Here is a 13,551-nt window from a genome sequence, read left to right on the forward strand (position 1 = left end):
TATTGGACTGGACCATTGCCCGCGTCCAGTGCAATTCCGCTCCCCGGGCGGCGCCGGGATGGACCTCACACCGCTGTGCCGCCCGGGCCCTCGCGCACCGCCCGGTACAGCCGCACCGAGCGGGCCCCCAGCCGTACCGCCGTGCCCGCCGCGGCCGGCTCCCGCGGCGGCGGCGCGGACTGCTCCTCCAGCGCGGTGTCCAGCAGCAGGTCGTACGCCGAACCCCACGGCAGGCCCGGCAGGGTGAAGGTGGCGTCGCGGTGGTCGGCGTGCACCAGCAGCAGGAAGCTGTCGTCGACGACCGGCTCGCCGCGGGCGTCGCGGTGCGGTATGTCCGCGCCCGACAGGTACATCCCCAGCGTCGCCGACCGCGCGAACCACTCCTCGTCGGTCAACTCCCGCCCGTGCGCGCCGAACCACGCCACATCGCGCAGCCCCTCGGGCGCGGTGGCCAGGCCCGAGAAGAAGCCGCCGCTGCGCAGCACCGGATGGGCCCGGCGCAGCGCGATCAGCCGGGCGGCGAGGTCGCGCAGCGCCGCCCAGCCGGGGTCGGCCAGCAGCGACCAGTCGACCCAGCTCGTCTCGTTGTCCTGGCAGTAGGCGTTGTTGTTGCCGCCCTGCGTGCGGCCCATCTCGTCGCCCGCGACCAGCATCGGCACCCCGGTGGACAGCAGCAGCGTCGCCAGGAGGTTGCGCAACTGCCGCCGCCGCAGGGCCAGTACGTGCGGGTCGGAGGTCTCGCCCTCCGCGCCGCAGTTCCACGACCGGTTGTCGTCGGAGCCGTCCCGGCCGTCCTCGCCGTTGGCCTCGTTGTGCTTGCCCTGGTAGCTGACCAGGTCGCGCAGCGTGAAACCGTCGTGCGCCGTCACGAAGTTGACCGACGCGTACGGCCGCCGGCCGCCCCAGTCGTACAGGTCGCTGGAGCCCGACAGCCGGTAGCCGAGGTCCCGGACGTCGGCGGTGGCGCCGCGCCAGAAGTCCCGTACGGTGTCGCGGAAACGGTCGTTCCACTCCGTCCACAGCGGTGGGAAGGCGCCCACCTGGTAGCCGCCCGAGCCGACGTCCCAGGGCTCGGCGATGAGCTTGACGCGGCGCAGCACCGGGTCCTGGGCGATGACGGCGAGGAAGGGCGAGAGCATGTCGACGTCGTGCATGGCGCGGGCCAGCGCCGCGGCCAGGTCAAAGCGGAAGCCGTCGACGCCCATCTCCGTCACCCAGTAGCGCAGCGAGTCGGTGATCAGCCGCAGGACGTGCGGCTGCATCACGGCCAGGGTGTTGCCGCAGCCGGTGTAGTCGGCGTAGCCGCGCGGGTCCTCGGCGAGCCGGTAGTAGCCGCGGTTGTCGATGCCGCGCAGCGACAGCGTCGGGCCGCCCCGGCCGCCCTCGGCGGTATGGTTGTAGACGACGTCCAGGATCACCTCGATACCGGCCGCGTGCAGCGCCCGCACCATCCGCTTGAACTCGCCGACCTGCCCGCCGCCCGAGCCGCTGGCGCTGTAGCCGGCGTGCGGGGCGAAGTAGCCGATCGAGTTGTAGCCCCAGTAGTTGGCCAGGCCGCGCCGCTCCAGGTGGTCCTCGTGCGCGAACTGGTGCACCGGCAGCAGCTCGACCGCCGTCACGCCGAGCGAGGTCAGATGCGCGATCGCCGCCGGATGCGCCAACCCGGCGTACGTGCCGCGCAGTTCGGGCGGCACACCGGGGTGGCGGCGGGTGAAGCCGCGTACGTGCAGCTCGTAGATGACGGTGTCGGACCACGGGGTCTTGGGGCGGTGGTCGTCCTCCCAGTCGTCATCGTCGTCCACGACCACGCCCTTGGGCACGAACGGCGCGGAGTCCCGGTCGTCGCGCACGGTGTCGGCGACCTCCGGCTCGGGCCAGTCGCGTACATGCCCGTACACCTCGGGGACGAGCCGGAACTCGCCGTCCACCGCCCGGGCGTACGGGTCGAGCAGCAGCTTCGCCGGATTCCAGCGCGCCCCCGTCCACGGGTCCCAGCGACCGCCGACCCGGAAGCCGTAGCGCTGCCCGGGCAGCACGCCGGGGACGAAGCCGTGCCACACCTCGTGGGTGAGCTCGGCCAGCGGGGCGCGGGTCTCGGTGCCGTCCGGCGCGAACAGGCACACCTCGACCGACTCCGCGCCGCCCGCCCACAGCGCGAAGTTGGTGCCCGGCGTCCCGTCCGGCCCGGCGTGGAAGCGGGCGCCCAGCGGCTGCGGCGAGCCCGGCCACACCGCGGCCCGGCGCGGGGCGGGGTGCGCCCGGCGCGCACCGGCGGCCGAGGGCGCGGGGCGCTGCGGCGGGGGAGCGGTGAGCGCGCCGGGCGTACCGGCGGCGCCTGGTGCGCCGGGCGTACCGGACACGGCGCCGGATACGCCGGATTCGCGTGCCTGCGACACGTAGGTCCTCCCGCGGCTCGGACCCGGCCTCGGCCTCGCCTGGGCGTCCCGTGCCCGGCGGCCCGCCGTGTCCCTGCCCCTTACCTTCCCCTCCCGGGACCCGGTTTCACACCGCGGGGCGCGCGCCCGCCGCACGTGCGCGCCCCGGTGGCGTTTCCCCGGCCGCGGTGGCGTCGTTGACGGGGCGTGAGGAATGCGGTGAGGCGCGCGTGGCGTGCGGGTGCGGGTGCGGTGCTGTGTGCGGCGCTGGTCGCCGGCTGCGGCGGCGCGGCGGACGGCGGCGGGGGTGGCGGTACGGGCGGCGGTGCGGGCGGCGGCAGCGGCCCGGACGGGAAACCGGGGGCCGGCACCGCGGCGGACCGCCGGCTGTCCGGCGCGGTGATCACCGTCGCGCCCGGCGACGGCGCCAAGGACGTCGCCCCCGACGGCGCCCCCGTGGTGAGCGTCACCCACGGCACCCTCACCGGCGTCCGGCTGCAGGCCGCCGACGGCACGGCGGTGCCGGGCGCGCTCGCCGCCGACCGCCGCAGCTGGCGCCCGGCGCGGCGGCTCGCACTCGCCACGCAGTACACCGTGGACGCCCTCGCGACCGATACGCACGGCCGGGAGGCCGCCCGGCACACCGTCTTCACCACCTTCGTCCCGCAGCACACCGTCATCGGCTTCTTCAGCCCCGAGGACGGCACCACCGTCGGCGACGGCATGATCGTCTCGCTCGACTTCAGCCGCCCGGTCGCCGACCGGGCCGCCGTGGAGCGCGCCGTGACCGTCACCGCCGAGCCCGCCGTCCCCGTCGTCGGCCACTGGTTCGGCGACCAGCGCCTGGACCTGCGCCCCGCCGCGTACTGGCGGCCCGGCAGCCGCGTCACCCTGCACCTGCGGCTGCGCGACGTGCAGGCCGCCCCCGGCGTCTACGGCACGCAGTCCAAGGACGTGCACTTCACCATCGGGCGCGACCAGCGCTCCACCGTCGACGCCGCCGCGCACACCCTGACCGTCCGGCGCGGCGGCCGGGTCGTCCGCAGCCTGGACGTTTCCACCGGCGCGCCCGGCCACACCACGTACAACGGCGTGATGGTCATCGCCCAGAAGTTCGCCGTGACCCGGATGGACAGCCGCACCGTCGGCTTCGGCGGCGAGTACGACATCCCCGACGTCCCGCACGCGATGCGCCTGACCCGCTCGGGCACCTTCGTGCACGGCAACTACTGGTCCGCGCCCGACGTGTTCGGCCGCACCAACGTCAGCCACGGCTGCATCGGCCTGTTCGACACCAAGGGCGGCGGCGCCGACACCCCGGCCGGCTGGTTCTATGACCACTCGCTCGTCGGTGACCCGATCCGGGTGGTGAATTCACACGACGTCACCGTCGCGCCCGACAACGGAATGAGCGGCTGGAATCTCTCCTGGGCGCAATGGGTCGCCGGTTCGGCACTGTGAGTGGCGAAATTGACGTCAACTCCGTGGCGGAGCTGTGAAAAGTCGCGGTAATGCTGTGAACTCCCTTGAGAGGGAACCGAATCGCCTCGCTGTGCGTCGATCTTGACGACCGCGCGTCGGAACCGCACTCCTGTGCGGCGCGCCGCCGCGCCCAGGTCGGAACGTCTGCACGACAGCACAGCAAGGAGTGAGGCCCATGTCCTGCTCGAACCCGGACTGCCGGAAAATGGGATGCGGCACCGAACCGGCGCCGCGACCTTCACAGCCCCGCGGACCGCGCACGGCCACCTGAGCCGGTCCCGCCGTCCCGCCATCCGCCGCGCCCGTTGCGCACATCGCGCTCGTTTCGCTCGTTGCGCGCATCGCGTTCTCAGTGATCTGGGACGCAATGGTGACATTCCTGGGAGCCCCGGCACGCCGAAGGTGTGGTTTTCTTGCGCCAGCCGGGGGTGTCCAGGGCGTTGGGTGCGGGAAGCGGGCAAGGGGAGTAGCGGACGTGAAGCCGATAGGCGTTGCGCCTGGTGTCAGGAGGAAGGCGTCGGCGTTCGCGCTCGGCGCGGTGCTGCTGCTGGTGGCGGCATGCGGCGGCGGGGGCGGCGGCGATTCCGCGTCCGGTGACCACAAGGCGCCGCCCGGTGCCTCGGCGCCGGCGACGACCGACACGGTCGCCTCGACCGCGGTCGTCACCATCGCGCCCGAGGACGGCGCGGACGGTGTCGCGACGACGGGCGCGCTGAAGGTCGGCGCGACCGGCGGCAAGCTGTCCAGCGTCGTGGTCAAGGACGACAAGGGCACCGTCGTGCCCGGCGACATCAGCGCGGACGGCACCGGCTGGACGCCCAGCGGCCACCTGGACACCTCCACGCAGTACACCGTCGACGCGACCGCGAAGGACGCCGCGGGCCGCGAGTCCGACAAGCACGCGACCTTCACCACCGTGACCCCCAAGGACACCTTCGTCGGCTACTTCACGCCCGAGGACGGCTCCACGGTCGGGGTCGGCATGGAGGTCTACCTGCGGTTCAGCCGCCCGATCAGCAACAAGAAGGCCGTCGAGGACGGGGTGCGGGTCAGCGCCGCCCCGTCCGTGCCGGTCGCCGCGAAGTGGAACGGCAGCCAGGAGCTCTACATCCGCCCGGCCGACTACTGGACGCCCGGCACCAAGGTCACGCTGAGCCTGGACCTCAAGGGCGTCGAGGGCGCCCCCGGCGTCTACGGCAAGCAGCAGAAGTCCGTGCACTTCACCATCGGTCGCCGCCAGGTGAGCATCGTGGACGCCTCGAAGCACACGATGACCGTCTACCGCGACAACAAGGCGGTCAGGACCATCCCGATCTCCGCCGGCGGCCCGACGCACACCACGTACAACGGCAAGATGGTGATCTCCGAGAAGTACGTCACCACCCGGATGAACGGCGACACCGTCGGATTCGGCGGCGAGTACGACATCAAGGACGTGCCGCACGCGATGCGCCTGACGACGTCCGGCACCTTCATCCACGGCAACTACTGGGCGGGGCCCTCGGTCTTCGGCCACAGCAACACCAGCCACGGCTGCGTGGGCCTGCACGACGTGCGCGGCGCGCACGACCCCGACACCCCGGCCGCGTGGTTCTACAACAGCTCGATGATCGGCGACGTCGTCGAGGTCGTGCACTCCAAGGACAAGACCGTGCAGTGGTACAACGGCCTCAACGGCTGGAACCTCAGCTGGAACGACTGGACCGCGTGACGCCGTAGTCTCGCCGCATGACTGTGACCCTCGAAGTCGACGACGGCGTCGGCACCGTGACGCTCGCCAGGCCGCCGATGAACGCGCTGGACAGCGCCATGCAGGACCGGCTCACGCAGCTCGCCCGGGAGATCGGGACGCGGCCCGACGTGCGGGCGGTGGTGCTGTGGGGCGGCGAGAAGGTCTTTGCGGCCGGCGCGGACATCAAGGAGATGCAGGCCATGTCCTACGAGGACATGGCGCTGCGCTCCGGCCCGCTGCAGGAGGCCTTCACCGCGATCGCCCGCATCCCCAAGCCGGTGGTGGCCGCGGTGACCGGGTACGCGCTCGGCGGCGGCTGCGAGCTGGCGCTGTGCGCGGACTTCCGGATCGCCGCGGAGGACGCCCGGCTCGGCCAGCCGGAGATCCTGCTCGGGCTGATCCCGGGCGCCGGCGGCACGCAGCGGCTGGCCCGGCTCGTCGGTCCGTCCCGCGCCAAGGACCTGATCTTCACCGGGCGCATGGTCGGCGCGGCGGAGGCGCTCTCGCTCGGGCTGGTCGACAAGGTGGTGCCGGCCGCGGAGGTGTACGACGCCGCGCGGGAGTGGGCCGGGCGGCTCGCGCGGGGGCCGGCGCTGGCGCTGCGGGCCGCCAAGCAGGCGGTGGACGGCGGTATTGAGACCGACCTCGACAGCGGGCTCGCGCTGGAACGCGCGCTGTTCGCCGGGCTGTTCGCGACCGCCGACCGCGAGACCGGAATGCGCAGCTTCGTGGAGCAGGGCCCGGGCAAAGCCGAATTCCGCTGAGGCGGGAACGGCGGCCGGTGGCGGGCTCTTGAGTTCTGTACGAATTTCGTACATGCTCTCGAACAGTGGTCGCCCGCCGGTGGCGGCATACCTTAAGGCGGCCTTAGCGCGACCTTAAGGAATTTCGTGCCGCCACCGATCACCGGGATGGTTGGCTTCGCCAACACTGCAGGTGGGAGCGGTCGCTCCGAGCTGTTTCATGCCAGTGGAATATGCCTGGACGCAGGTGCGGAACCCCTCATTCCCCCGCGTCAATTCCGCCGGTTGGCACCCGGAGCCGGGTGCTTGCGGCCATGATGAACCCATGGCGGGCCGGGGTGGATCTGAGCAGTCGCAGCGGGCGGAGTCCGGTCCCGCGGTGGGCGCCTTACCTTTACTCACCGGGGAAGGCGCTGTCACGGACGGGGCGGCGGAGGTTGCCGAGGGCGGTGTGCTGGAGCGGCTGGGCGATCCCTCGATCGCCGAGGTCCTGTTGATCTCGCAGCCCGAATCGGCAGGCAGAGCCCGCCAGATGGTGGTGGCGGTGATGCACAAATGGGCGCTCGCGCCCTACGGCGAGACCGTGGAGCTGCTGACGTCGGAGCTGGTGGGCAACGCCGTGCGGCACACCGGCGCCCTCAGCATCGGGCTGCGGACACGGCGCCAGCGCGGCTGGATCAGGGTCGAGGTGCGCGACCCCTCGCGGGCGCTGCCCTGCCTGCTGCCGGTGCGCGAGCTGGACGTCACCGGGCGCGGCCTGTTCCTGGTCGACCACTTCTCCGACCGCTGGGGCGTCAACCTCCAGTCGCGCGGCAAGACCACCTGGTTCGAGCTGCGGGTCCAGGACCGCTGAGGCCGGCCCCGGCCGGCGCGCGAGGCGTCAGGCCGCCGTCCAGTGGCGCAGCTTCTCCGGATTGCGCACCACCCAGATACGGGTGATCCGGTCGCCGTCGACGTCGAAGGCGAAGACCGTCACGACGGTGCCGTCCTGCTCGGCCACCAGCCCCGGCTGCCCGTTGACCGTACGCTCCAGGAACGTCATGCCGGCCGGCCTGCGGCGGGCGATCTCCGCCCAGGCGTACGCGATCGCCTCGCCGCCCGCGATGGGCTCCACGAACGTCACGGCCAGGCCCCCGCCGTCGGCGACCGCCGTGGCGCCGGGGTCCAGCAGCGCGATCAGGGCGGCGATGTCCTGGGCCTCCCACGCGTGCCGGAACTTGCGGACCACGCCCGCGCGCTGCGCCGCCGGCGTGGCCGAGGGCCGCGCGTCGCGGACCCGGCGGCGGGCGGAGGAGGCCAGCTGGCGGCAGGCCGCGGGGCTGCGGCCGAGGACCTCGGCGACCTCGGCGAAGGTGTGGCAGAAGACATCGTGCAGGACGAACGCGACACGTTCGGCCGGCGTCATCGATTCCAGGACGACGAGCAGCGCGAGGCTGACCGACTCGTCCAGCGTGACCCGGTCGGCCGGATCGGCGCCGCCCGCGCCCGGCCGCCCGCCGCCCCACTGCGCGCCCTCGGGCAGCGGCTCGGGGATCCACTCGCCCACATAGGTCTCCCGCCGGGCGCGGGCCGAGCCGAGCACGTTCAGGCACACCCGGCTGGTGACCGTCGTGAGCCACGCGGCGGGCGAGGCGACGGCCTGCCGCGCCGGCGGGGACATCGCGTACCAGCGGGCGTACGCCTCCTGGACGGCGTCCTCGGCCTCGGCGAGCGACCCCAGCAGCCGGTAGGCGACGTTGATCAGCCGGCGCCGCTCACCGGGACCGGCGTCCGGGCCGGCGTCCGGGCCGGCGTCCGGGCCGGCGTCCGGGCCGGCGTCCGCGCCACGTGCGGACCCGGCGGATGGGGTGGTCATGGCGCGGACGCTCCTTCGCTCGTTGTGCTGCCCCTCACCCATATGACAAGGCAGCCGGCCGGAACGTGAGGCCGGCCCCGCGGCCCGCGCACCCGCCAGCGCCGCCGCCTCACATCCGCGGCAGCTGCGTTGTCGAACCGCTGGAACATCATCCAGCCAGCAGAAAGCCCGGGACCACCATGACCACCCGCACACCGGCCCGCCCCTTCGCCGACCCGGCCCCCGCCGACCGCCTGGAGCGGGCAGCCGCCGCGCTGACCGTCCACGGCTTCACCGTGGAGATCCTCGACGACCTCGCCGCCGCCCGCTCCCGCGTCGCGGAGCTGATACCGCCCGGCGCCGCCGTCTTCACCGCGGCCAGCGAGACGCTGCGCCTGTCCGGCATCGAGCAGGACGTCAACGCCGGCGAGACGTACGAGGCGATCAGGCCGCAGGTCCTGGCCCTCGACCGGGCCACCGGCGCCGACCGGATCCGCAAGCTGCTGGCGAGCCCCGACGTCGCCGTGGGCAGCGTCGCCGCGGTCACCGAGACCGGTTCGCTGGTGATCGCCTCGGGCAGCGGCAGCCAGCTGCCCGCGTACGCCGGTGGCGCCGCCCGGGCGATCTGGGTCGTCGGGGCGCAGAAGATCGTGCCCGACCTGGAGACCGCGCTGCGGCGGGTCGAGGAGCACTGCCTGCCGCTGGAGACCGCCCGTACGATGGCGGCCCACGGGTGGCCGAGTGCCGTCAACCGGCTGCTGGTCCTCAACGCGGAGTTCGTGCCCGGGCGCGGCACGGTCCTGCTGCTGCGGAAGGCCGTCGGCTTCTGAGCCCGGGCGGCCCCGCGGCAGCCGCCGGGAACAAGTGAAGAGGCCCTTCGCGTCGGGGTGCCGACTGCGTGAAGGGCCTCTTCATGACCGCCGCGGAGCAGGGGGGTGTGGTCCGCGGCGCTTGGGGAACGGCCGGGCTCGGGTCAGGCGGCCGTTGGTACGACTGTCGCACGGGCGGTACGGCAGAGCAAACGTCTCTATGCGGCATAGCGGGCAAAAGGGACAATATGCCGAGTGTTCAGCGGGTGATGTGCGCCACCCGCCTTGTAAACGACGGAAAATTCTTCTGCCGGTCTTCCAATGTTCTGATGATCTCATTTCCCAGGCGGCCACTACCCGGGACGGCCAGGATGGAGGCGACGGTGCTGTCCCGGCACCACCGACGCATACGAGGACTGTGCGACATGACCCAGACCAAGGCCATCGCCTTCACCGAGTTCGGCTCCGCGGACGTCCTGCACCCGGTGGACGTCGACATCCCCGAGCCCGGCCCCGGGCAGGTGCGGATCGAGGTGCGCGCGGCGGGCGTGAACCCGCTCGACCACAAGATCAGGTCCGGTGCGATGAACGACGCCTTCCCCGTGGAGCTGCCGCACGTCCCCGGTGTCGAGGCGGCCGGCGTGGTCGAGGCCGTGGGCGAGGGCGTCACCGGGCTGATGGCCGGCGAGCCGGTCTTCGGCCGCACCCTGACCGGGGCGTACGCGCGGCTCGCGCTCGCCGACGCCGGCAGGCTGGTGATCAAGCCGGACACCCTCGGCTTCGCGGAGGCCGCCGCGCTGCCGGTCGCCGGCGAGACCTCCTACCGGGTCTTCGAGGCGCTCGCCCTGCGCACCGGCGAGACGCTGCTCGTCCACGGCGCGGCCGGCGGCGTCGGCAGCCTCGCGGTGCAGATGGCCGCCGGCCGCGGGGTGCGGGTCATCGGCACCGCGAGCCCGGCCAACCACGCGTACCTGCGGGCGCTCGGCGCCGAACCCGTCGCGTACGGCGAAGGGCTCGTGGAGCGGGTGCGGGAGCTGGCCCCGGACGGGGTGGACGCCGTCCTGGACACCACCGGCCTGGAGGAGTCCATCGCCGCCTCGGTCGCCCTGGCCCCCGCCGAGCGGGTGGTGACCATCGGCAGCCCGGTCGCCGCCGGGAAGTACGGGGTGGCCTTCAGCAGCGGCGGCGGCCGGGGCGCCGACCGCGGCGGGCCCGCCGCCGAGGAGCTGCTGGCGCTGCACGCGGCCGGCCGGCTCCAAATCGCCGTGCACCGCGCCTACCCGCTGGAGCAGGCCGCGGACGCGCACCGGGAGAGCGAGGCCGGGCACCTGGCCGGCAAGATCGTGCTGGAGCCCTGAGGCCCGGACGACGGCGGGGTGGACCGGACCCGGCGGCCCGGCCCACCCCTTTCCTCACGTCCTTGCGCCGTGCGCCCTCATGCCCTTACGTCCCTGCGCCGGCTAGCTGCCGAACACCTGGAACTCGTAGAGCGAATAGCCGTACTGCGTGGCGCGTTGCGTGCCGTACATCCGCACATAGCGCCCGCTGCCCGACACGTTGAGCGTCTGGTTGCCGCCGGTGCCGGCCGTCGTGGAGTAGATCGTCGTCCAGTTCGTGCCGTCGTTGGACGTCTGGATCTGGAAGGCCTTGGCGTACGCCGCCTCCCAGTTGAGCTTCACCTGGCTGATGGTGTGGCTCGCGCCGAGGTCCACCTGGAGCCACTGCGGGTCGCTGAACGCGCTCGACCAGCGGGTGCCGGTGTTGCCGTCCACCGCGTTGGGCGCGGTGAAGCTGCCGTTCTCCGTCGAGGACGCGGTCGCGGTCCTGCCCTGCGACAGGTTGCCGCCGGCCGGCGGCGGAGTGGTGCTGCCCGGGCCCTTGTTGTAGACGGCCACGTAGTCGATGTTCATCTGGCCGCCGGAGACGGTCGCGGCGTTCGGGCCGCCGCCGAAGGCGTCGGGGAAGCCGCCGCCCATCGCCAGGTCGTAGATGATGAAGAACGGGTGGTCCACCGCGTCCGCCCACGTCTGGGCGTCCACCTGCGTGGAGTTGACGGTGAAGTAGTTGTTGCCGTCCAGGTACCAGCGGATCTGCTCGGGCGAGACCGAGCGGTCGATCTGCACCGCGTACGTGTGGTAGGCGGTCTGGCAGCCGGAGCAGGCCCGCTCACCGCTGCCGATGCCCGTCGTCTCGTGGCACGGGCCGCCGGAGCCGGTGCCGCAGTGCAGGGTGCCGAAGACGGAGCTGCGGGAGTTGATGTCCTCCAGGATGTCGATCTCGCCGGACTTCGGCCAGCCCACGCCGCTGCGCAGCGTCGAGCCCAGCATCCAGAACGCCGGCCAGTAGCCGGCGCCGTTGGCCGTGGTGAGGTTCGGCTGCTGGATCGAGGACTGCATCATCACCACGCCGCCGGCCGGCGCGCCGAACGTCGCGGCCTGCGTCTCGACCCGGCCCGAGGTCCAGCCCGAGCGCGGGTCGCTGCCGCTGTGCAGCGCCTTGAGCACCAGGTGGCCGTTGCCGTCCTGGTAGACGTTGGAGGTGCTGTTGGTCATCGTCTCGATCTCGCCGGTGCCGAAGCTGCTGCCCGGGCCGGTGTCGTACTTCCAGGTGCCGGTGTTCAGGCCGGTGCCGGCCGCGCCGCTGAAGTCGTCGCTCCAGGTGGTGGTGAATCCGGCGGGCGGCGCCGGCACGGCGTTCGGCGCAGCCGCGGGGGCCGCCTGCGCCGCGTGGGCCGCCGGGGCGGCGGCCGGGGTGGCCGCGCCGCCGGGCGCCGCGGCGACGGTCAGCCCCGCGAGGCTGAGCGCGCCGACGGTGAAGGCGGCGAGCGTGAGCCGCGCCTTCGTCCGGGTCCTGCGGTGGCCGGTGGGGCGGCCTTCCGCCGGCGGTGTTGCTGCGTGTCCGTAGGACATGCGTGGGTCTCCTGTCCCGAGGTGCCCAAAGGTGGGGGGTGCGCACGGGGACGCAAGCAAGTAACCGCTTCCGTCCCCGTAGGTCGGGCTGAGAGCGCTCTCTTGACCAGAGAGTTGTCTAATACCCCGCCAATCCGGCGTCAAGATGTTGCGCACGATACGCACGTGACACTTCGGCGGGCCGTCCGGCCCGAAAGCCCTTACCCGCGGGCCGGCCTGCACACCTCGCGGAGCCCGGCGCTCCGCTCCCGCGGGCGGGCCGCCCGGGGCCGCCTCAGCGGGACATGACGAAGTCCAGCGCGTCGCCCTGCGCGGTGGTCCAGTACGTGACGCGGGCGCCCTCGTCGAAGGAGGCCACCGCGGGCAGCTCGAACGGCACCGGGTCGCCCGTGGTGGAGCCCGGGTCGCGGTCCTGCAGCAGCAGCGCGATCGCCTTGGTCTCGTACGCGTCCGTCCTCCCGCCCCCCACCAGCAGGGCCGCGTACGCCTGTGCGCCGGGCGCGAGGGTGACCGTGCCCCGCGGGGCGCTGTCCTCGATCGCCGGGACCGGCGAGCGGGAGTACGTGCCGAGCCGGACGTAGGGGTAGCGGTAGAGGGTGCACGGCTTGTCGCCCGCGTTGGTGAGCGTGAGCAGCAGATGGCGCGGGTCCCGGCCCTCGCCGTCCTCGTTCGTCGCGGCCGGCGAGACGGCGTCCGGCTTGCAGGCGTCGGCGGCTCTGCCCGCGTCGCCGGAGTCGCCGGAGTCGGCCGAGTCGCCGGAACCGGCCGGTGTCGCCGGGGCGCCCGAGCCGGCGCCCGCCCCCGCGCCGCCCGCCGCTCCCGCCGCGGCCGGGCTCGGCGGGTGCGACGCCTTCCCGCCGTGCGAGCCCGCGCCGCACCCGGTGACCGCGAGCACCGCGGCGAGCGCCGCGGCCCCCAGGGCGTACCCGGTGGCGCGCCGGACGGCGTGGTCGGTGACGGCAGAAATTCTCACGGTTTTCCCCCCGTTGGCCTGCCGGAAGCCCCCTCGTGCATTTCCGGTACGGGGCGAGTATGCGACAACCCTCCGACACTGCTTGCGGGGGCCATTGATCTGTTACCGACCGCGTACAGGGAGGGATCGGCTCCGCCGAAACCGGCCACCGGACGCGGTTCATCCGCCGGCGCCTTACCGCCCGCGGTGCACTCGCCGCGGTTCACCGGCCGCGGCTCACCGGCCCGCGGCGACCTGCTCGCGCACCCACCGCGGGTCGGGGTTGGTGTACGCCCGGCCCGCCACCACGACGGTCGGCACGGTCTCGTCGCCGTCGTTGGCCGCCCGCACCGCCGCCGCGCCCTGCGGGTCGCGCCAGATGTCGACCCAGTGCAGCCGGCGGCCACCGCGGCCGAGCCGCAGCCGCAGCCGCAGGCAGTACGCGCAGCCGGGCCGCCAGTAGACGACCGGCCGGCCGTCGGCCGCGCTGCGGCGCTGCGCCTCGGCGGCGCCGACCGGGCGCGGGAAGAGCAGCGGCGAGGTCAGCCACGCCAGCGCCGCGAACACCACCGCCTCGGCCGCGGCGAGCGCCGGGTTCCCGCCGGCGGCCGACCCGCCGGCGACGACCGCGCCGCACGCGACGAGCGCCACCGGCATCCTCCACGCGCGCATCATGAGGCCCCAGGCTACCGGCGCACCCAACCACCCGCCCCGG

At 73.5% G+C, this 13,551-nt stretch carries 11 protein-coding genes; 6 read left to right on the forward strand and 5 right to left on the reverse strand.

Annotated elements, in window-relative coordinates:
• Positions 1–65: 65 nt before the first annotated feature.
• Entirely contained in the window at positions 66–2,360 is a 2,295-nt protein-coding gene (gene glgX, locus HCN08_RS17040; protein WP_167984016.1) for a glycogen debranching protein GlgX, read from the reverse strand.
• Positions 2,361–2,594: 234 nt separating this feature from the next.
• Here glgX and HCN08_RS17045 point away from each other — a divergent pair, with 234 nt between their 5' ends.
• The 4 genes from HCN08_RS17045 to HCN08_RS35410 all read left to right on the forward strand — a co-directional run bounded on the left by HCN08_RS17045 (position 2,595) and on the right by HCN08_RS35410 (position 7,185).
• Positions 2,595–3,836, forward strand: coding sequence for a L,D-transpeptidase (locus HCN08_RS17045; RefSeq protein WP_407648813.1), 1,242 nt, complete (start codon positions 2,595–2,597; stop codon positions 3,834–3,836).
• Between the two features lie 496 nt (positions 3,837–4,332).
• The gene (locus HCN08_RS17050) at positions 4,333–5,568 is read left to right on the forward strand and encodes a L,D-transpeptidase (RefSeq protein ID WP_407648815.1); all 1,236 of its coding nucleotides are present in this window, start codon (positions 4,333–4,335) and stop codon (positions 5,566–5,568) included.
• Positions 5,569–5,585: 17 nt separating this feature from the next.
• Positions 5,586–6,353 (forward strand): enoyl-CoA hydratase/isomerase family protein, encoded by a 768-nt coding sequence (locus HCN08_RS17055; RefSeq protein ID WP_167983950.1) that lies wholly within the window; start codon positions 5,586–5,588, stop codon positions 6,351–6,353.
• A 430-nt stretch (positions 6,354–6,783) separates the two neighbouring features.
• A complete protein-coding gene (locus HCN08_RS35410; RefSeq protein ID WP_322974495.1) occupies positions 6,784–7,185 on the forward strand; it encodes an ATP-binding protein in 402 nt (133 codons plus the stop codon).
• Positions 7,186–7,212: 27 nt separating this feature from the next.
• Here HCN08_RS35410 and sigJ read toward each other — a convergent pair whose 3' ends face one another.
• Positions 7,213–8,187, reverse strand: a complete 975-nt coding sequence (gene sigJ, locus HCN08_RS17065; protein WP_167983952.1) for an RNA polymerase sigma factor SigJ — start codon at positions 8,185–8,187, stop codon at positions 7,213–7,215.
• Positions 8,188–8,366: 179 nt separating this feature from the next.
• Here sigJ and HCN08_RS17070 point away from each other — a divergent pair, with 179 nt between their 5' ends.
• Entirely contained in the window at positions 8,367–8,996 is a 630-nt protein-coding gene (locus HCN08_RS17070; protein WP_167983953.1) for an LUD domain-containing protein, read from the forward strand.
• Between the two features lie 404 nt (positions 8,997–9,400).
• Positions 9,401–10,333 carry an NADP-dependent oxidoreductase gene (locus tag HCN08_RS17075; RefSeq protein WP_167983954.1) on the forward strand — a complete coding sequence of 311 codons (933 nt, stop codon included), beginning with the start codon at positions 9,401–9,403 and terminating at the stop codon, positions 10,331–10,333.
• Positions 10,334–10,435: 102 nt separating this feature from the next.
• On the opposite strand, the gene HCN08_RS17080 is transcribed toward HCN08_RS17075, so the two are convergent.
• The 3 genes from HCN08_RS17080 to HCN08_RS17090 all read right to left on the reverse strand — a co-directional run bounded on the left by HCN08_RS17080 (position 10,436) and on the right by HCN08_RS17090 (position 13,511).
• The gene (locus HCN08_RS17080; protein WP_206318872.1) at positions 10,436–11,884 is read right to left on the reverse strand and encodes a discoidin domain-containing protein; all 1,449 of its coding nucleotides are present in this window, start codon (positions 11,882–11,884) and stop codon (positions 10,436–10,438) included.
• Between the two features lie 274 nt (positions 11,885–12,158).
• Positions 12,159–12,857 (reverse strand): DUF4232 domain-containing protein, encoded by a 699-nt coding sequence (locus HCN08_RS17085; protein WP_167983955.1) that lies wholly within the window; start codon positions 12,855–12,857, stop codon positions 12,159–12,161.
• A 216-nt stretch (positions 12,858–13,073) separates the two neighbouring features.
• A complete protein-coding gene (locus tag HCN08_RS17090) occupies positions 13,074–13,511 on the reverse strand; it encodes a glutaredoxin domain-containing protein (RefSeq protein WP_167983956.1) in 438 nt (145 codons plus the stop codon).
• Positions 13,512–13,551 lie beyond the last annotated feature (40 nt).

Source organism: Actinacidiphila epipremni, from assembly GCF_012034175.1.
Lineage (GTDB): Bacteria > Actinomycetota > Actinomycetes > Streptomycetales > Streptomycetaceae > Actinacidiphila > Actinacidiphila epipremni.

Bases quoted from the DNA above. Each gene is read 5' to 3' on its own strand.
- HCN08_RS17090 (WP_167983956.1), bottom strand. From the start codon at position 13,511: ATGATGCGCGCGTGGAGGATGCCGGTGGCGCTCGTCGCGTGCGGCGCG.
- sigJ (WP_167983952.1), bottom strand. From the start codon at position 8,187: ATGACCACCCCATCCGCCGGGTCCGCACGTGGCGCGGACGCCGGCCCG.
- HCN08_RS17055 (WP_167983950.1), top strand. From the start codon at position 5,586: ATGACTGTGACCCTCGAAGTCGACGACGGCGTCGGCACCGTGACGCTC.
- HCN08_RS17080 (WP_206318872.1), bottom strand. From the start codon at position 11,884: ATGTCCTACGGACACGCAGCAACACCGCCGGCGGAAGGCCGCCCCACC.
- HCN08_RS17075 (WP_167983954.1), top strand. From the start codon at position 9,401: ATGACCCAGACCAAGGCCATCGCCTTCACCGAGTTCGGCTCCGCGGAC.
- HCN08_RS17070 (WP_167983953.1), top strand. From the start codon at position 8,367: ATGACCACCCGCACACCGGCCCGCCCCTTCGCCGACCCGGCCCCCGCC.